Source organism: Streptomyces sp. NPDC055140 (assembly GCF_053607285.1).
In genome coordinates, this window is sequence record NZ_JBSGTG010000014.1 from 169,286 (window position 1) to 187,836 (window position 18,551).

General features: G+C 71.7%; 18 protein-coding genes. 13 read left to right on the top strand and 5 right to left on the bottom strand.

Annotation, left to right across the window (positions count from 1 at the left end; genetic code table 11):
• Positions 1-25: 25 nt before the first annotated feature.
• Positions 26-916 (top strand): thiopeptide-type bacteriocin biosynthesis protein, encoded by an 891-nt coding sequence (locus tag ACWFR4_RS25825; RefSeq protein ID WP_453654740.1) that lies wholly within the window; start codon positions 26-28, stop codon positions 914-916.
• Positions 917-987: 71 nt separating this feature from the next.
• On the opposite strand, the gene ACWFR4_RS25830 is transcribed toward ACWFR4_RS25825, so the two are convergent.
• The 3 genes from ACWFR4_RS25830 to ACWFR4_RS25840 all read right to left on the bottom strand — a co-directional run bounded on the left by ACWFR4_RS25830 (position 988) and on the right by ACWFR4_RS25840 (position 3,407).
• Positions 988-1,515, bottom strand: a complete 528-nt coding sequence (locus tag ACWFR4_RS25830; protein WP_453654742.1) for a YceI family protein — start codon at positions 1,513-1,515, stop codon at positions 988-990.
• Between the two features lie 96 nt (positions 1,516-1,611).
• Positions 1,612-2,424: an ABC transporter permease gene (locus tag ACWFR4_RS25835; RefSeq protein ID WP_266935552.1), complete on the bottom strand. Its 813-nt coding sequence runs from the start codon at positions 2,422-2,424 to the stop codon at positions 1,612-1,614.
• Complete coding sequence (locus ACWFR4_RS25840; RefSeq protein ID WP_453654744.1) at positions 2,421-3,407, bottom strand: ABC transporter ATP-binding protein; 987 nt, start codon at positions 3,405-3,407, stop codon at positions 2,421-2,423. Before ACWFR4_RS25840 ends, ACWFR4_RS25835 begins: the two co-directional genes overlap by 4 nt.
• A gap of 288 nt (positions 3,408-3,695) precedes the next feature.
• Here ACWFR4_RS25840 and ACWFR4_RS25845 point away from each other — a divergent pair, with 288 nt between their 5' ends.
• The 8 genes from ACWFR4_RS25845 to ACWFR4_RS25880 all read left to right on the top strand — a co-directional run bounded on the left by ACWFR4_RS25845 (position 3,696) and on the right by ACWFR4_RS25880 (position 10,487).
• Positions 3,696-4,907 (top strand): FAD-dependent monooxygenase, encoded by a 1,212-nt coding sequence (locus tag ACWFR4_RS25845; protein ID WP_453458912.1) that lies wholly within the window; start codon positions 3,696-3,698, stop codon positions 4,905-4,907.
• A gap of 73 nt (positions 4,908-4,980) precedes the next feature.
• Positions 4,981-5,376 carry a TOBE domain-containing protein gene (locus tag ACWFR4_RS25850; RefSeq protein ID WP_405477745.1) on the top strand — a complete coding sequence of 132 codons (396 nt, stop codon included), beginning with the start codon at positions 4,981-4,983 and terminating at the stop codon, positions 5,374-5,376.
• A gap of 151 nt (positions 5,377-5,527) precedes the next feature.
• The gene (locus ACWFR4_RS25855; RefSeq protein ID WP_453654746.1) at positions 5,528-6,328 is read left to right on the top strand and encodes an ABC transporter ATP-binding protein; all 801 of its coding nucleotides are present in this window, start codon (positions 5,528-5,530) and stop codon (positions 6,326-6,328) included.
• A gap of 3 nt (positions 6,329-6,331) precedes the next feature.
• Positions 6,332-7,669 (top strand): FtsX-like permease family protein, encoded by a 1,338-nt coding sequence (locus ACWFR4_RS25860; protein ID WP_453458918.1) that lies wholly within the window; start codon positions 6,332-6,334, stop codon positions 7,667-7,669.
• Between the two features lie 138 nt (positions 7,670-7,807).
• Positions 7,808-8,194 (top strand): cell division protein SepF, encoded by a 387-nt coding sequence (locus tag ACWFR4_RS25865; RefSeq protein ID WP_405477739.1) that lies wholly within the window; start codon positions 7,808-7,810, stop codon positions 8,192-8,194.
• Between the two features lie 173 nt (positions 8,195-8,367).
• The gene (locus ACWFR4_RS25870) at positions 8,368-9,522 is read left to right on the top strand and encodes an AAA family ATPase (RefSeq protein ID WP_453458921.1); all 1,155 of its coding nucleotides are present in this window, start codon (positions 8,368-8,370) and stop codon (positions 9,520-9,522) included.
• A complete protein-coding gene (locus tag ACWFR4_RS25875) occupies positions 9,519-9,851 on the top strand; it encodes a nucleotide pyrophosphohydrolase (protein WP_453458924.1) in 333 nt (110 codons plus the stop codon). Before ACWFR4_RS25870 ends, ACWFR4_RS25875 begins: the two co-directional genes overlap by 4 nt.
• 162 nt (positions 9,852-10,013) lie before the next feature.
• On the top strand, positions 10,014-10,487 hold the full coding sequence (locus ACWFR4_RS25880; protein WP_453458926.1) for a DUF6099 family protein: 474 nt from the start codon (positions 10,014-10,016) through the stop codon (positions 10,485-10,487).
• Between the two features lie 85 nt (positions 10,488-10,572).
• Here the strand turns inward: ACWFR4_RS25880 and ACWFR4_RS25885 are convergent, their stop codons facing one another.
• Positions 10,573-10,770, bottom strand: a complete 198-nt coding sequence (locus ACWFR4_RS25885; protein WP_453654748.1) for a hypothetical protein — start codon at positions 10,768-10,770, stop codon at positions 10,573-10,575.
• A gap of 265 nt (positions 10,771-11,035) precedes the next feature.
• A complete protein-coding gene (locus tag ACWFR4_RS25890) occupies positions 11,036-11,959 on the bottom strand; it encodes an LLM class F420-dependent oxidoreductase (RefSeq protein WP_453458931.1) in 924 nt (307 codons plus the stop codon).
• Between the two features lie 103 nt (positions 11,960-12,062).
• Here ACWFR4_RS25890 and ACWFR4_RS25895 point away from each other — a divergent pair, with 103 nt between their 5' ends.
• The 4 genes from ACWFR4_RS25895 (at position 12,063) to argF (ending at position 18,525) form a co-directional block, all read left to right on the top strand.
• Positions 12,063-13,547 (top strand): 3' terminal RNA ribose 2'-O-methyltransferase Hen1, encoded by a 1,485-nt coding sequence (locus tag ACWFR4_RS25895; RefSeq protein ID WP_453458933.1) that lies wholly within the window; start codon positions 12,063-12,065, stop codon positions 13,545-13,547.
• A complete protein-coding gene (locus ACWFR4_RS25900; RefSeq protein ID WP_453654750.1) occupies positions 13,544-16,114 on the top strand; it encodes a polynucleotide kinase-phosphatase in 2,571 nt (856 codons plus the stop codon). Before ACWFR4_RS25895 ends, ACWFR4_RS25900 begins: the two co-directional genes overlap by 4 nt.
• A 75-nt stretch (positions 16,115-16,189) precedes the next feature.
• Complete coding sequence (locus tag ACWFR4_RS25905; RefSeq protein WP_405477726.1) at positions 16,190-17,413, top strand: arginine deiminase; 1,224 nt, start codon at positions 16,190-16,192, stop codon at positions 17,411-17,413.
• Between the two features lie 104 nt (positions 17,414-17,517).
• Positions 17,518-18,525, top strand: a complete 1,008-nt coding sequence (argF, locus tag ACWFR4_RS25910; RefSeq protein ID WP_453458939.1) for an ornithine carbamoyltransferase — start codon at positions 17,518-17,520, stop codon at positions 18,523-18,525.
• The last annotated feature ends 26 nt before the right edge of the window (positions 18,526-18,551 follow it).

Consider the following 18,551-nt stretch of genomic DNA (forward strand, 5'->3'; position numbering starts at 1 on the left):
CGCCCCGACCACTCAGGGAGACCTCATGACATGGAGCTCGTGGCACCTCCACCTCGCCACCACCGCCCGGACCGCGCACGACCGCGTCCTCACCGACGTGATCGGCCCCACGATCGGCGAACTCGCCCCCGGCACGCCCTGGTTCTTCATCCGCTACTGGCAGGCAGGACCCCATCTGCGGTTGCGGATAAGGGACTTGGAGCCGGATACGTATGACCGCGTCGAGGAGGCGCTGCGCGTCCGGCTCGCCGACGCCGGCACGCTCGGGCCCGGCGAGGATCCGCTGGACCCCGACGCCTACCTCGAAGGCGCGGGAGCGCTCGCCTCCGCGGGCGAGCAGGGCGACGACCGGCATGTACGGGCCATGCTGGCGCCCGGCGTCCACCGCGCCGACTACGACCCCGAGTTCGACCGCTACGGCGGCCCCGCCCTGATGCCCGCCACCGAGGACCTGTTCCGGCTCTCCAGCGAGCTCGTCCTGCGCCTCGCGCCGAAGGCTCCTGCGCAGGCGCAGCGATCCCTGCTCGCCCTGCGCGGCACCATGGCGGCCGCCGCCGCCCTCGGTGACACCGCCGAACGTGGCTACTTCTACGCGCACGGCCTGGGCGCCTGGCGGGCCTGGGCGGGGGAGGCCGGCTACCCGGACGAGCTCCTCGACTCGCTGACGACGATCACCCGGGACGCCGGGGCCAAGCCCGTGGACCCGCTCGCCCACGGCCCGTTCGCCCACTGGCACGACGGACTCGCGGCCCTCACCGGCGACATCCGGGAGAAGTCCCCGACCCACCCCGGCATGATCCTCTTCTCGCACGCCCACATGCTCCACAACCGCCTGGGCCTGAGCCTTCTGGAGGAGCTGCGCAACTACGCCTGGCTGGCGCATGTCTTCCCGGTCGCGGAGGGCGCCCTCGCCTGACCCGGGAGCACGCACCACGAGGCCCGGCCGGTGAATCACCGACCGGGCCTTCGTGTTGTGCCGCACGCGGATCAGGCGCGTACGAACACCGCCGTCACCCGCACCCGCAGCCGGGGACCCACCATCGCCCGCATCGCGCTCACGCCGCACGCGTGCCGGTCGACCGTCGCCGACGCGCGGACGACCGTGCGGGCGCCCTCCGGGACGGCCTCGTCGACCGTGAGGACCAGCGGCACCGCACGGCCCTTGACGGACAGCAGGCCGGAGACGGTCCAGGGCTCGCCCGTGGCGAGGGACTCACCGTCGAAGCGCAGGAGCGGGTGGCGCTCCGTGTCGAGGAAGGCGGGGCCACGGACGGCGTCGTCCCGGCGCGGGTTCCCGGTCGTGAAGCCGGCCGCGTCGAGCGCGACGTCGAGGTGCCCGAGCCGGCCGTCCCCGTCGAGTTCCGCGGCGCCGGAGCGCACCGGCATCGACCCGGTCACCGGGAGGAGGAGAAAGTGCCGGCCGGTGAACTCGACGGAACTTGCGGAGGGTTCGAGGGTCCAGGCGCCGGCGAGGTCGGACGGCCCGGGGTGCGTGTGCCGTTCGGTGAGGGACATGCGAGGGGGTTCCCTTCGGGGAGTGGGGGGTGGGGCGGGGTGCCGAGGGGGCCTCCGAGGAGGCCCCCAGGCCGTGCGCGGGATACGGCGCGTGGACTACTCCGGCCGCGGGTCCCAGCGGAAGCTGCGCACCGCGATCAGAGCGCCGATGACACCCCAGGCCGCGAGGACGGCGAGGTCGCGCCACTGGTAGCCGGAGTTCTGCGCGAACGGTGCCAGCATCGCGTCGTTGAAGGGCTTCACCGGGAGCAGCCCGGCGATGTTGTTGAGGACCTCGGAGTGGATCGGGAAGTAGCTGCCCGAGATGAACACCAGCGGGAACTGGATGAACTGCACCACGGCGGGCGCCGCTTCCGAGTTCTTGATGAGCGAGGCGACGCCCACGCCCAGCGCGCAGAAACTCGCCGCGCCGAGCACGAGGGTGAGCATGATCGCGCCCCAGTGCGTCGGCAGCGGCACGTCGTACAGCGAGCCGATGCCGATGACGAGCGCCACGTCGACGACGCTCACGACGATGCAGTGCACGAGCAGGCCCGTGAAGTAGACCCAGGCCGGCAGCGGCGTCGCGTGCAGCCGCTTGAGCACTCCGGTCTGCCGGCGCATCGCGAGGACGATCGCCAACTGCCCGTAACAGGCGCCCAGTACGGACACCGCGGCGATCGTCGGTGTGTAGTACTGCATGCCGGACAGGCCGAAGAAGAACTTGTCGTCGGCGCTGCCGCTGAACACCGCGCCGAAGATCGCGATGATCACGATCGGCAGCACGAACGTGAACACCATCGACTGCGGGTTGCGCCAGAACGACAGCTGCTCGTAGCGGATCTGGTGGCCGAGCAGCGCCAGCGGGCTCCGCTCGGTGCGGGCGGTGCGCCCGGCGCCGGCGGCCGTGGTCGGGGTCAGGGTGGTCATGAGCGGCTCCGTCCGGGTCGGCGCCCTCGCCGCGAGGACGGCCCGCGCCCGCGTTCGGAGGACGGTGAGGATGCTTCCTGTTCCGCGTATTTGCTGGTCAGGTCCAGATAGATGTCCTCGAGCGTGGGCTGCTCCACGGTCAGGCGCTCCAGTGGGGTGCCGCGCCGCAGCGCCCACCCGGTGAGCCGGTGCAACGCGGCCGTCGGCTCGTCCGACTCCGCCGTGACCAGGCCCTCCTGCACATCGCTCACCTGCAGCGGCACATCGGTGAGGGTCGCGCCGTGCGGCAGCAGGAAGCGGATCCGGGCCAGCGCGCTGTCCCGGCCGCCCAGCGTGTCGGGCGTGCCCGCGGCGACGATCTCGCCGCCCGCGATCACGGCGACCGAGTCGGCGAGCGCCTGCGCCTCGTCCATGTAGTGCGTGGTCAGGACGATGGTGGTGCCCGCGTCCCGCAGGTTCTTGACGACCTCCCAGGCGCCGCGACGCGCGTTCGGGTCGAAGCCCGTCGTCGGCTCGTCGAGGAAGAGGAGCTGCGGGTTGCCGACGACGCCGAGCGCCAGGTCGAGCCGCCGCTTCTGCCCGCCGGACAGGTCCTTCACCTTCGCGCCGCGCTTCTCGTCGAGCCCGACCAGGTCGATGACCTCGTCGATGCCGCGGGGCGCGGGGTAGTAGCCGGCGTTGCGCGCGATCGTCTCGCGCACCGACAGATACGGCTCGACGGCGATGTCCTGGAGCACGAGCCCGATCTGCCCGCGCAGCCACTTGCCGTCCGCCTTCTTGCCCGGGTCGCGCCCGAGCACCTCGACGCTCCCGCCGTCCCGGCCGCGGAAGCCCTCGAGGATCTCCAGTGTGGTGGTCTTGCCCGCGCCGTTCGGTCCGAGCAGGGCGAAGATCTCCCCGTCCGAGACGGTGAAGTCGACGCCGCGTACGGCCTCGTGGTCCCCGTAGCGCTTGCGCAGGCCCTCCACGGCCACCGCGGTCACCGCGGTCCCTCCGCTTCCGTCACTGTGTGCCTCCCGGCGTCGTCAGATCTCGCTGTCACCTGGAAGTTAGGCCCGGCCAGGGGCCCTTGAGCCGCCGTGGCCCGGTTCCGATGACGGACGTCACGCAAGCGGCGACAGTTGTCAGGTCAGGGGGTGACGGCCGTTGCCGCGCGGGCCGGGATCCGCCGATGCTCTGGGAGCGGCGAAGGGCGGGACCCCGGGCCACCGGGCTCCTCGCAGCGCCGCGCACATGGCCGGTAGACAGCGACGCGGAAGGCGGTCCCAGACGTGCGGTTCGGGGAAGTGGGCGAAGGGGAACGGCCGCGGATCACTGTGGTCGGCGCGGGCATCGGAGGCCTGGCACTGGCCGGCGCGCTGGCCGCGCACGACATGCCGTACGTGGTCTTCGAGCAGACCCGGCGCCTCGCGGAGGTGGGGGCGGGCGTCCAGCTCTCGCCGAACGCGATCAGGCCGCTGCTGCGCCTCGGCCTCGGCCCGGCGCTGCGCGAGCACGCCGTGCGCATCGAGGCGATGGAGGTACGCGGCTGGACCGGCCGCCCCATCGCCCGTACACCGCTCGGCGAGGACTGCGAGCGGATGTTCGGGGCGCCGTACTACGCGATCCACCGCGCGCATCTGCACGAGGCGCTGCTCTCGCTGGTCGACCGGGACAGCCTCCGGCTCGGCCAACGCCTGCGCGGCGCAGATGAGTTGGGTGACGACGGCGCCCGGCTCACCTTCGAGGACGGCACCGTCCGCGACGCGGAGGTCGTCGTCGGGGCCGACGGCATCCACTCGACCGTCCGCGAGACGTTCCTGCGCGACGAGCCGGTCTTCGCGGGACTCGGCATCTACCGGGGCCTGGTCCCCGTGGACCGGCTCCCCGACGAGGCGCGCGCCGCCCTCGTGCGCCTCTGGCTCGGGCCCGGCGGGCACTTCGTCTGCTACCCGGTCTCCGGCGGCCGCCACCTCAGCTTCGCCGCGACCGTGCCCATGACGGACGCGCCGCCCGAGTCGTGGTCGGCGCCCGGCGACCCGGAGGAGCTGCGCCGCGCGTTCGGCTCCTGGACCGGCCTGGTCGCGGACATCGTCGAGGCCGTCGACGTGACGCATCAGTGGGCGCTCCACGACCGGCCGCCGCTGCGGCAGTGGTCGAGCCGCCACATCACGCTCCTCGGCGACGCGGCGCACCCGATGCTGCCGTTCATGGCACAGGGCGCCAACCAGGCCATCGAGGACGCGATGGACCTGGCGGCCTGCCTCGCCGCCCCGACCGACGAGCCCACCGGCACCCGCCTCGCCCGCTACGAGTCCCTGCGCATCCCGCGCACGGCCGAGATCCAGCGCGGCTCCCGCGGCAACGCCGGCGTGCTGCACCTGCCCGACGGTCCGGCCCAGCGCCGCCGCGACGCACAGATGGCGGTGCACGCCGCCCTGCGCGACCGGACGACGCTGTACGCCCACGAGACGGGACGCAGTGTGGTGCCTTCGGGGGTGTGACTTGGGTGGCGTGCCTTTTCGAGGTGCCACGGGCGATGTGACGGGGCGTCGGCCGCCGTCTACTGTTCGGCGCATGCAGTCCTACACCATCGGGCAGGCGGCGCGGCTGCTCGGCGTCAGCCCCGACACGGCACGCCGCTGGGCCGACGCGGGCCGCGTCGCCACCCACCGCGACGAGGGCGGCCGCCGTCTGATCCGCGGGCAGGACCTGGCCGCCTTCTCCGTCGAGGTCGGCCAGTCGGGACCCGACGACGAGGACGCCTCGTACACCTCCGCGCGCAACGCCTTCCCCGGCATCGTCACCGGTGTGAAACTCGGCGACGTGGCGGCCCAGGTCGAGATCCAGGCGGGCCCGCACCGGCTCGTCTCGCTCCTGACCCGCGAGGCCGTCGAGGAGCTCGGCCTGGAGGTGGGCATGCAGGCCATCGCCCGCGTGAAGTCGACCAACGTGCACATCGACCTCACCTGACCCGGTCCACCGGACAGCTGGATGCGCGGGGTGTACGTAGCAACACCCGAGGTCCGGGCCGTACGCCCCATGTGCCGGAAAGCCGCCGTCCCTAACGTCGTGGTCATGGCGCGGACAGCGCCGTGACGACGACGGTGGACGGGGAGAGACCATGTTCCGACGTACGGGCCGAGCAGGCGGCAGCGGACCGGCAGGGCACGGAGGCGAGGCCCTGCGTCTCGTCAAGGTCAGCAAGACGTACGGGGCCGGGGAGGGCGCCGAGAGCGCCGTGACCGCACTCGACGACGTGACCCTGAGCCTGCGGACCGGGACGTTCACCACCGTGATGGGTCCCTCCGGCTCCGGCAAGTCCACGCTCCTGCAGTGCGCGGCCGGACTGGACCGGCCCGACAGCGGCATCGTGATGGTCGACGGCGAGGAGATGACGGGCGGTACCGAGGCGGCCCTCACCAAGTTCCGCCGCCGCCGGATCGGCTTCGTCTTCCAGCAGTACAACCTGCTGCCGACGCTGACCGTCGCCCAGAACGCCACCCTGCCGCTCAGGCTCGCAGGGCGGCGCGTGAACCGGGCCCGTGCCCAGGAGATCCTCACCCAGGTCGGCCTCGGCGACCGGCTCGGCCATCGCCCCGACCAGCTCTCCGGCGGTCAGCGCCAGCGCGTGGCCATCGCCCGCGCCCTCGTCACCCAACCGAGCGTGATCTTCGCGGACGAACCGACCGGCGCCCTCGACACCCGCAGCGCGCGCGACGTCCTGCGCCTCCTCCAGGAAGCCGTGCGCCTGCACGGCAGGACCGTCGTCATGGTGACGCACGACCCGGTCGCCGCCTCGTACGCGGACTCCGTGCTCTTCCTCGCGGACGGCCGCCTCGCGGGCGAGATGACCGCGCCCACCGCCGACGCCGTGGCCGAACGCCTCGCGCACCTCGGCGACAGCACGCCGGCGGGGGTGTGAGCCGTGTTCGCACTCGCCCTGCGCTCCGTCCGGCTGCGCCCCGGCCGCCTCGTCGCGACGCTCCTGTCCGCCTTCCTCGGTGCGGCGATCATCATGACGTTCAACTCGCTGCACGACACGGCGGGCGCCCCCGGCGTCGATCACGTCAGCGCGGAGACCCTGACCACCGCGGCGAGCGTCGTCGGCGGCTACGGAACCCTCCTCGTGTTCTTCGCCGTCGCCTCCACCCTGACCGTCAACGTCCGCCAACGCACGGACGAGATCGCCCTCCTGCGTCACACCGGCGCCACCCCCGCCCAGATCAAGCGCATGATCGTCGGCGAGTCCGTGATCGTCGCCCTCGCCGGTTCGGTGCTCGCCGTCGGGCCCGCGGTGCTCGGCGGCCACGCCCTGCTCGACGTGTTCAAGGACAGCGGCCAGGTCGCCGACGGCGTGAGCTACGTATTCGGTCCCGTCGCCCTCATGTCCGGCCTCGCCGTCACTCTGCTCGCCTCCGCGGGCGCCGCGTTCCTCGCGGTGCGGCGCGCCACGAGGGCGGCCGCCGGGATGCGTCAAGGGCGTGGCAGGGCCCGGAAGTTCGCGGCATGGGGCGTGCTCGCCGTCGGCGCCGCCGGTGTCCTGAGTACCTTCGCCATGAAGGCCACCGACGCGGCTCTCATGGCGGCCCCCGCCTACGGCGCGATCCTGCTCTCCGTAGGCTTCGCGCTCCTGTCCCCGGCCCTGCTGCGCGCCCTCCTCGGCCGCGTCGAACCCCTGCTCACCGCACTCACCGGCGCGAGCGGCTATCTGACGGTACGGAACATGCGACAGCGCGCCGAGCAGCTCTCCGGCGTCCTGATGCCGCTGATCCTCTTCACCGGCATGGCCACGGCCACCCTCTACATGCAGGCCGTCGAGAACGACGCGATCAAGGCGTCCGGTCTCGCCAAGTCCGTCGAGGACAAGAACCTGGAGACCCTCAACTTCGTGGTCGTCGGCATCATCGTCGTCTTCGCCTGCGTGATGCTCGTCAACACCCTGTACGCGGCGACCTCCTACCGGGTCCGCGAGTTCGGGCAGCAGCGCCTGGCCGGTGCCACGCCGGGACAGGTCCTCGGGACGGTCGCGGTCGAGAGCCTCGTCCTCACGGTGACGGGTGTGTTCTTCGGCACGGTCGCGGGCCTCGCGGGAATCGTGCCCTTCACCACCGTCCGCACCGACTCGCTCCTGCCCGACCAGGGCCTCGGGATCTGGCTCACGGTCGTGGCGTTGGCGGCCACGGCCACGTTCGTGACCAGTCTGGGCACGGCCCGCAGCACCCTGCGTGTCAAGGCCGTGGACGCCGTGGCGATCGCCGCCTGACACCGGATCCGTCCGCCCGGCACGGTCCGCGCCCGCCACCACGGCGGATGCGGACCGTGTCGCTGTTGGGCTGAACGGGTGACTTGGCGTAAGAATGGCGGGTGCAGACAAAAGTACGAGCCCGGACGGGGTGGGGCAGTGAACAGCCACGACGTCACTGACGAACAGTGGGAAGGGCTCGCCCAGGTCGTACCTCTGCGCGGCCGTAACGCATGGCCGTCGGCGGTCGACCACAGGGCCGTTCCCGAAGCGGAGACGGAGGCGCGGCGACGGTTCGTCGTGCTGCGGGTCAACGTGTTCGCGGACGCCCGCGAGGTCGCCGAGACCGTGATGACGGGCATCCCCGTGCTGCTCGACCTGAGCGGCGCCGAGTCCGATGTCGCCAAGCGCGTCCTGGACTTCAGCAGCGGAGTGGTCCTCGGCCTCGGCTGCGGAATGCACCGGGTCGACCGCAATGTCTTCCTGCTCGCCCCTCCCGGCACCGAGGTGCAGGACTTCGTGGCGGGGGCCGTTCCCCGGGCCTAGGGCCTTTCGTTCGGATCAGGTCGGATCAGGGCGCGGTGCCGGGCCCCGCGAGCCCGGCGTGATCCGAACGAGCGGCCCTGGTCACCCGGCCCAGGCCCTCCGGTCCCCCGATCGAAGGAAGGCTCGCCCGGAAGAACGGTTCTCCGGGCGGAGCGCCGCCTACCGTCCGGGACATGACCTTGCTCGCGCGGGACGGCGGCGCACCCCCGGCCCCCCAGGACCGGCCGAACCTCACCGAACTGCGGCTCTCGGCCTTCGCCGCGCACCGAGGCGCCGGCTTCCCGCTCGGCCCGCTGACCCTCTTCGCCGGACCGAGCGGCAGCGGCAAGTCCAGTGCCCTGAAGGCCTACGAGGGTCTGGCCCGGCTCGGCGGCGGCGCGGCCCTCGACGAGGTGTTCCCCGACCCGTCCGCCTATGTCCCCGACCGGGCCCGCCCCGACGCGCAACGACGCCGCGGCTTCCGCATCGGCTGCACCGTCACCGGGCCCGTCGGCCCGGTCCGCCTCGACCTCGCGATCCAGGCGGAGCCCGAACTGCGCATCGTCGGCGAGCGGTTGACCTGCGACGGCCGCACTCTCCTGGAGACCGCCCTGCGCGACCCCGGACGCCGCGTCGTCCAGGCCGCCTGGCACACGGCGGGGGCAACCCCCGTGACCCGCGCGCCCCTGCCGGACGACCTGCTCGGCACGGCGCTCCTGCCGCTGCGCGTCGCGGGCAAGACGGAAGGCCAGCGGCTCGTCATCGCCGCCGCCGAACAAGTCGTGGTCGCCCTGCGCTCCGTCTTCTCCTGCGACCCCCGGCCCGACCGCATGCGCCGCCCCGCCCCGGTCACCGCCGACCGCCTCGTGAGCGGCTGCGACAACCTCGCCGCCGTCCTGTGGCGCACACGCTCCGAGTGCGGCACCCGGCACGCGCTGCTCGTCGCCGCAGCCCGCGCCGGCTGCGCGGGACCCGTCGTCGACGTCCTGTCGGAGGACCTCGGCAACGGCACGGTACGGGCCGTGCTCGACCGCGGCGACGGGCTGCGCACCCCCGTCGACCGGCTCGGGGACGGCGAGTTGAGGTACCTGGCGCTCGCCCTGGTCCTGCTCACCGGCCCCCGGGTGCTCGCGGTGGACCCGGCGGCAGAGGTCCCCGAGGCGTACCAGACGCTCACCGTCCTCGCCGACGGCCTCGACCGCAGCCTCGACCCGCGGCAGCTGCGGGAGCTGACGGCGCTCGCGGTGCGGATGTGCGGGCGCGGGCACATCCGGCTCGCGGGGGCGGTCGGCGACGGGACGTGGGCGGCACGGGAGCACGGCGCGGCGGTGGTAGACCTGGGGCCGTGACAGAACTTGATGTGGCGGGGCTGCAGCGCCGGCTGGCCCGATTCGCGGCGGCCAGGAACTGGGAGCAGTACCACACGCCGAAGAACCTGGTGGCCGCGCTGAGCGTGGAGGCGTCCGAACTGGTCGAGATCTTCCAGTGGTTGACCCCGGAGGAGTCGGCCGGCGTGATGACGGACCCGGACACGGCGCACCGGGTGCGCGATGAGGTCGCGGACGTCCTCGCGTATCTGCTGCAACTGTGCGAGGTGCTCGGGATCGACGCGCTGGCGGCCCTGTCGGCGAAGATCGACCGCAACGAGCACCGGTTTCCGGTGCCTGGGGAGGGCTGAGGCCGGCTGGTTGGGCCGCATGACCGGTCTTGTCACTCTATGGAGTCACGGAATTATCAACATTGGACTCCGTGTCCACAGATTTCGGTCGTCCTCTGGCTTTTCGCCACTCGGACCCTCACTCTGGGTAGTGGACAAGGGAGTTCGGGACGGGGGCGGCGCATGGACGCGGTGCGACTCATCAGGGCGAGCCGACGGGCCCTGGCGGAGAGCCAGGACGCGCCGGCCATCACGCGGGAGGCATGGCAGGCCCAGGCCCTCGCACAGGCCATGGGGAACAGGCTGGCGAGAGAGGGCCCGCCGGAGCTGAGGGGCGAGGCGCTCGGACTGAGCGAGGCGGGCGGCAGAGGCTGTTCGGGCTCGGCGATCCCGGTCATCGGGTCGGGCGGCATACGGGCGGCGCAGCTCACGGAGCTGCCGGAGGCGCACAAGGCACTGATCGGTCTGGCCGCGCTGCTCGGGGAAGTGGGGATCGCCCTGGTGGGCATAGCCAGCGAGGCGGAGGAGGAGGGGGCCTACTGGCACTGCATGGACGCCATCGACGCCGCCGACGAATCACGGGACAGGGTCCTCGAGATAATCCGCCGACTCGGGCTGCGTCACGACACCATGTCGGAGCCGGACTCGGCGGCGTAGGGGCCGCCACTTGGTACGGCTGCGGCTGCGACGGCAGCGGGCTTCGGGGGCGCACCGGCATCGGTGCGACGCGCCCCCGGCGAGGTCAGAGGCGGTGGCCCCCGTCGGCGGACGGGGTGTCGAGTCCGGTGGACTGCTGAAGGTCGGTGTCGAGTTGCGACAGATCCGCGTTGAGCGCGGCCATCAGCTCTTCCATCTGCTGGATCAGACCCTTGGGTGCGCCCATCTGATCCAGTACGGCCGGTTCGTGCACGACCTGCTCGGACATGGCTTTCTGGGACATGACGGCCTCCTCGGCCCTCGCCCTCCCCGCGGGGGAGGGCAGTTGACGCAAGCCTCGCCCGGCAGCGCCAGCCGCCGGTGCGGGTGCCGGGCGGTCCGGCTCCGCCCGAGCCAACGATCACTCGCGTGGACGGGTCACTGGCGTGCGCCCCGGCCACGTGCCCGGTTGACGGATATTCACCCGACAGGGGCGGGGCCGGAGTGGCGGGACCAGCGGAGTTGACGCTCAGCCGTGAAGCCGCTCAGGAAGCCAGGAGGTGCGTGGTCTAGGAAAGCTGGGGCATCACCTCGGTGGCGATCAGCTCCAAGTGGTCCAGGTCGTCCAGGTCGAGCATCTGGAGATACATCCGCTGCGAGCCGACGGCCTGGTACGCGGCGATCCGCTCGACGACCTCGGCCGGCGAGCCGGCGAGCCCGTTCGCCTTCAGCTCGTCCACATCGCGGCCGATGATGGCGGCGCGACGCCTGACGTCGGCGTCGGTCTTCCCGACGCACGCCACCAGGGCGTTGGAGTAGACGAGGCTGCCGGCGCTCCGGCCGTGGTCCTCCGCCACCGCACGGACCCGCTTGAACTGCTGCTTCGTGTCGGTGAGCGACGCGAACGGGATGTTGAACTCGTCGGCGTACTGCGCGGCGAGCGCCGGGGTCCGCTTGGCGCCGTGCCCGCCGATCAGGACCGGCACCTTGTTCTGCGCCGGCTTCGGCAGCGCGGGGGAGTCCTTCAGCTGGTAGTACGTGCCGTTGAAGTCGAAGCGTTCGCCGACGGGCGTGCTCCACAGGCCCGTGACGATGGCGAGTTGCTCCTCGAGGCGGCCGAACTTCTCCTTCGGGAAGGGGATGCCGTAAGCCTCGTGCTCCGCTCCGTACCAGCCGGAGCCGAGGCCCAACTCCACGCGTCCGCCCGACATCTGGTCGACCTGCGCGACCTGGATCGCGAGGACGCCGGGGAGGCGGAAGGTGCCGGCGGTCATCAGTGTGCCCAGGCGGATCCGTTTCGTCTCGCGGGCGAGGCCGGCCAGCGTGATCCAGGCATCGGTGGGGCCGGGGAGCCCGTCGGCGGAGCCCATGTGCAAGTAATGGTCAGACCGGAAAAACGCTCCATAACTGAGGTCTTCAGCGGCCTTCGCCACGCGGAGAAGCGTCTCGTAGGTGGCGCCTTGCTGCGGTTCTGTGAAGACTCGAAGATCCATTCAGCCATCATGCACCGGTCACTTCTGGTGACCTTTTAGAACCGCAGCGTCCCCGGGAAGAAATGCGTGGTCGGGGCGGTACTGGCGGACCATACTCGGACGCGTGTTCCTGACGATCAGCACGACCGGCACCCCTGAACGCCCCGCGACCGACCTCGGGTTTCTGCTGCACAAGCATCCCGGCAACGCGCAGGCGTTCTCCACGTCGCACGGAACCGCGCACGTCCTCTACCCGGAGGCGTCCGCGGAGCGTTGCACCGCGGCGCTGCTCCTGGAGGTGGATCCGGTCGCGCTCGTGCGCCGCGGCAAGGGCAAGGGCCGCGGCGGCGCCCCCGACGCGGCGCTCGCGCAGTATGTGAACGACCGGCCGTACGCCGCCTCGTCCCTGCTCGCCGTGGCGATCGGCAATGTGTTCTCCAGCGCCCTGCGCGGACAGTGCAAGGCCATGCCCGAGCGGGCAGAGCAGCCGATGCCGCTGCGTATCGAGGTGCCCGCGGCGCCCGCGCGCGGCGGGGTGGCGCTGGTGCGCCGGCTCTTCGAGCCGCTCGGCTGGGCCACAGTGACGGCCGACCCGGTCGCGCTCGACGAGCGGTTCCCCGAGTGGGGCGACTCCCGCTATGTGCGTCTCGTCCTGGAGGGCGACCTGCGCCTCGCCGAAGCGCTGCGGCATCTGTACGTGCTGCTGCCCGTGCTCGACGACGCCAAGCACTACTGGGTCTCGGCCGACGAGGTCGACAAGCTCCTCCGGGCGGGTGAGGGCTGGCTGCCCACGCACCCCGAGCAGATGTTGATCACCAGCCGTTACCTCTCGCGACGCCGGGCACTCACCCGCAGCGCCATGGAACGCCTGGAGCTGGTGCGGCTCGCCGACGCGGACGACACCGACGTGGAGGACATCGACAACGCGGTCGACGAGGCGACGGACACCGAGGAGCAGCCCGTACCGCTGGCCGTTCAGCGGCGCGACGCCATCACCGCCGCGCTCAGGACCGCCGGGGCCGGGCGGGTGCTCGACCTGGGATGCGGACAGGGCCAGTTGGTGCACGAGCTGCTCAAGGACACCCGGTTCACCGAGGTCGTGGGTGTCGACGTGTCGATGCGGGCCCTGACGATCGCCGCCCGGCGCCTCAAGATCGACCGGATGGGGGAGCGCCAGGCCTCCCGCGTCACGCTCCTCCAGGGCTCGCTCGCGTACACCGACAAGCGGCTCAAGGGATACGACGCGGCGGTACTCAGTGAGGTCATCGAGCACCTCGACCTGCCGCGGCTGCCCGCACTGGAGTACGCGGTGTTCGGCTCCGCGCGGCCGAGGACGGTCCTCGTGACGACGCCGAATGTCGAGTACAACGTCCGCTGGGAGACCCTGCCCGCCGGACACGTCCGGCACGGCGACCACCGCTTCGAGTGGACCCGCGAGGAGTTCCGTACCTGGTCGCGCGCGGTGGCCGAACGGCACGGCTACGGCGTCGAGTTCGAGCCCGTGGGGCCCGACGACCCGGAGGTCGGCCCGCCCACGCAGATGGCCGTCTTCACCCTCACCGACCAGACCCTGACCGACCCGAGCCCGAAGGAGGCGAAGGCCGCATGACCACCACCGGTTCCCACGCTCGTACGCTCCCCGTCACCGACCTGTCCCTCGTCGTCCTCGTCGGCGCCTCTGGGTCCGGCAAGTCGACGTTCGCGCGCCGGCACTTCAAGCCCACCGAGATCATCTCCAGCGACTTCTGCCGAGGGCTCGTCGCCGACGACGAGAACGACCAGAGCGCCAGCCGCGACGCCTTCGACGTGCTCCACTACATCGCGGGCAAGCGCCTCGCGGCCGGGCGGCTCACCGTCGTCGACGCGACCAACGTCCAGCAGGAGAGCCGCAAGCAGCTGGTCGACCTGGCGCGGCAGTACGACGTGCTGCCCATCGCCATCGTCCTCGACATCCCCGAGGAGGTCTGCGCCGCGCGCAACGCGGAGCGCGCCGACCGCGCCGGCATGGCCCGCCGCGTCATCTCCCGGCACACCCGCGAACTGCGGCGTTCCCTGCGCCACTTGGAGCGCGAGGGCTTCCGCAAGGTGCACATCCTGCGCGGCGTCGAGGAGGCCGACAGCGCCGAGGTCGTACGCGAGAAGCGCTTCAACGACCTCACGCACCTCACGGGTCCCTTCGACATCATCGGCGACATCCACGGCTGCGCCTTTGAGCTGGAGACGCTGCTCACCAGGCTCGGCTACGTGGACGGTGTGCACCCCGAGGGCCGTACGGCGGTCTTCGTCGGCGACCTCGTCGACCGGGGGCCCGACTCCCCGGGCGTCCTGCGCCGCGTCATGGCGATGGTCAAGTCGGGCCACGCGCTGTGCGTGCCCGGGAACCACGAGAACAAGTTCGGCCGTTACCTCAAGGGCAGAAAGGTCCAGCACACGCACGGCCTCGCCGAGACCGTCGAGCAGTTCTCGGGCGAGAGCGAGGAGTTCACGCAGGAGGTCGCCGAGTTCGTCGACGGCCTCGTCAGCCACTACGTCCTCGACGGGGGCAAGCTCGTCGTGTGCCACGCGGGCCTGCCCGAGAAGTACCACGGGCGCACGTCCGGGCGGGTGCGCTCGCACGCGCTGTACGGGGACACGACCGGCGAGACCGACGAGTTCGGCCTGCCGGTGCGTTACCCGTGGGCCGAGGAGTACCGCGGCAGCGCGGCCGTCGTCTACGGCCACACACCGGTCCCGCAGGCCACCTGGCTCAACAACACCATCTGCCTCGACACCGGCGCCGTGTTCGGCGGCAAGCTGACCGCGCTGCGCTGGCCGGAGCGTGAACTGGTCGACGTACCCGCCGAGAAGGTCTGGTACGAGCCGTCGAGGCCGCTGCGGACCGAGGCGCCCGGCGGCCAGGACGGGCGGCCGCTCGACCTCGCCGACGTGCACGGACGGCGGTCCGTCGAGACGCGGCACGCCGGACGCGTCGCCGTGCGCGAGGAGAACGCGGCGGCGGCCCTCGAGGTCATGAGCCGCTTCGCCGTCGACCCGCGCCTGGTCCCGTACCTGCCGCCGACCATGGCGCCCACGGCGGCCTCCGGCGCGGGCGCCCGTGGCGGAGCCGCCGATGAACACTTCCTGGAGCACCCCGCCGAGGCCTTCGCCCAGTACGCCGCCGACGGAGTCGGGCGCGTCGTGTGCGAGGAGAAGCACATGGGCTCGCGGGCCGTGGCCCTGGTGTGCCGGGACGCGGACGTGGCGCGCGAGCGCTTCGGCGTCCCGGAAGGGCCCACCGGCGCTCTCTACACCCGTACCGGACGGTCCTTCTTCGCCGACGAGCAGGTCACCGAGGAGATCCTCGGCCGGGTGCGCGCCGCCGTCACGGACGCGGGGCTGTGGGACGAGCTCGACACGGACTGGCTGCTGCTCGACACCGAGCTCATGCCCTGGTCGCTCAAGGCGTCGGGCCTGCTGCGCTCGCAGTACGCCGCCGTGGGCGCCGCGTCCGGTGCCGTGTTCCCGGACGCCATCGCCGGTCTGGAAGCGGCGGCGGCGCGGGGTGTCGAGGTGGGCGAACTGCTCGGCAGGCAGCGTGAACGGGCCGCCGACGCGGCCGCGTTCACGGACGCCTACCGGCGCTACTGCTGGACGACGGACGGGCTCGACGGGGTGCGGCTCGCGCCGTTCCAGATCCTGGCCGTGCAGGGCAGGTCGCTGGCCGCGCTGCCGCACGACGAGCAGCTCGCGCTCATCGACCGGATGGTCGAGCACGACGGCTCGGGGCTCCTGCAGACCACCCGGCGGCTCTTCGTGGACACCGGTGACGAGGCGTCCGTGAGCGCCGGTGTCGACTGGTGGCTGGAGATGACCGGGCGCGGCGGTGAGGGCATGGTCGTCAAGCCGGTCGAGGCGCTCACACGCGACGGCAAGGGCCGGCTCGTACAGCCCGGCATCAAGTGCCGCGGCCGCGAGTACCTGCGGATCATCTACGGTCCCGAGTACACGCGCCCCGACCACCTGGAACGCCTGCGCGGCCGCTTCCTCGGGCACAAGCGCTCGCTCGCGATCCGCGAGTACGCGCTCGGTCTCGAGGCGCTGGACCGGCTCGCGGACGGGGAGCCGCTGTGGCGGGTCCACGAGGCGGTGTTCGCGGTCCTCGCGCTCGAGTCGGAGCCGGTCGACCCGAGGCTGTGAGAGCGCTGATGTGAGCCGCCACCCAGCTCCTTGATTGCACGGGCGCGGGCCCTTTGGCCGGGGAAAGATGGATCCATGGGATTCCACGTCGACTCCGAGGCCGGGCGGCTGCGCCGCGTCATCCTGCACCGCCCCGATCTGGAGCTCAAACGGCTCACGCCGAGCAACAAGGACGCGTTGCTCTTCGACGACGTGCTGTGGGTGCGCCGCGCGCGGCAGGAGCACGACGGGTTCGCCGACGTGCTGCGCGACCGCGGCGTGACCGTGCACCTCTTCGGCGACCTGCTCACCGAGGCGCTCGCCATCGGGGACGCCAGGTCCCTCGTCCTCGACCGGGTCTTCGACGAGAAGGAGTACGGGCCGCTCGCCACCGACCACCTCAGGGCCGCCTTCGAGACGATGCCGGCCACGGACCTGGCCGAGGCGCTGGTCGGCGGCATGACCAAGCGGGAGTTCCTCGACCGGCACCCCGAGCCGACGTCGGTCCGCTTCCACGCGATGGACCTCGACGACTTCCTGCTCGGCCCGCTGCCCAACCACCTGTTCACCCGCGACACCTCGGCCTGGATCTACGACGGCGTCTCCATCAACGCGATGCGCTGGCCCGCCCGGCAGCGCGAGACCGTCCACTTCGAGGCGATCTACCGGCACCATCCGCTGTTCCGGGACTCGGGCTTCCACCTGTGGTCGGAGGGGCAGGCCGACTACCCGTCCACGATCGAGGGCGGCGACGTCCTGGTGATCGGGCAGGGCGCCGTCCTCATCGGGATGAGCGAGCGCACTACTCCGCAGGCCGTCGAGATGCTGGCGCACAAGCTGTTCGCGGCCGGCTCCGCGCAGACGATCGTGGCGCTCGACATGCCGAAGCGGCGGGCGTTCATGCACCTCGACACCGTGATGACGATGGTCGACGGCGACACGTTCACGCAGTACGCGGGGCTCGGCATGCTGCGCTCGTACACCATCGAACCGGGCGTGGGGGAGCGGGAGTTGAAGGTCACCGACCATCCGCCGGAGCACATGCACCGGGCCATCGCGGCGGCACTCGGCCTCAGTGAGATCCGGGTCCTGACCGCCACGCAGGACGTGCACGCGGCCGAGCGGGAGCAGTGGGACGACGGGTGCAACGTGCTGGCCGTGGAGCCGGGCGTGGTCGTCGCCTACGAGCGCAACGCGACGACGAACACCTATCTCCGCAAGCAGGGCATCGAGGTCATAGAGATCCTGGGCAGTGAGCTGGGGCGGGGGAGGGGTGGCCCGCGCTGCATGAGCTGCCCGGTCGAGAGGGACCCTGTATAGAGCGGTGGACCCCGAAACCTGGCACTGTATAGAAATGTGGAGCATCGTATAGACTTCCAGCATCTCTGATGTCCTAGCCCTTACGCGTACCCCAGGAGCGCCCCATGGCGACAGTCCGTCCTGACCTCACCGGCCGCCACTTCCTCAAAGAGGTGGACTTCACCGCCGAGGAGTTCCGCGGCCTGATCGACCTCGCCGCCGAGCTGAAGGCGGCCAAGAAGGCGGGGACGGAGACGCGTCACCTCGCGGGCCGGAACATCGCGCTGATCTTCGAGAAGACCTCCACCCGTACGCGCTGCGCCTTCGAGGTCGCCGCGGCCGACCAGGGCGCTTCCACGACCTACCTGGACCCGTCCGGCTCGCAGATCGGCCACAAGGAGTCCGTGCGGGACACCGCCCGCGTCCTCGGCCGGATGTTCGACGCCATCGAGTACCGCGGGGACAGCCAGTCCGGTGTCGAGGAGCTCGCCGCATACGCGGGCGTGCCGGTCTACAACGGCCTGACCGACGACTGGCACCCCACGCAGATGCTCGCCGACGTGCTCACGATGGTCGAGCACTGCAGCAGGCCGCTCGACCGGATCGCCTTCGCCTATCTCGGTGACGCCCGCTTCAACATGGGCAACTCGTACCTGGTGACCGGCGCGCTGCTCGGCATGGACGTCCGCATCGTGGCGCCGCGTGAGTACTGGCCGGCCGAGGAGGTCGTGGCGCAGGCCCGCAAGCTCGCCGAGACGAGCGGCGCCCGCATCACGCTCACCGAGGACGTCCCCGAGGGCGTCTCGGGCGCCGACTTCGTGGTCACCGACGTCTGGGTCTCCATGGGGGAGCCCAAGGACGTGTGGGCCGAGCGCATAGCCGCTCTCGCGCCGTACGCCGTGACGATGGACGTCCTGCGTGCCACGGGGAACGCGGACGTCAAGTTCCTGCACTGCCTGCCGGCCTTCCACGACCTGGGCACCAAGGTCGGGCGCGAGATCCACGAGACGTACGGCCTGGACTCGCTGGAGGTCACGGACGAGGTCTTCGAGTCGGCGCACTCGGTCGTCTTCGACGAGGCCGAGAACCGGCTGCACACCATCAAGGCGATCATGGTCGCCACGCTGGCCTGAGGTCCGCCCCGGCAGGGGAGGCGCGT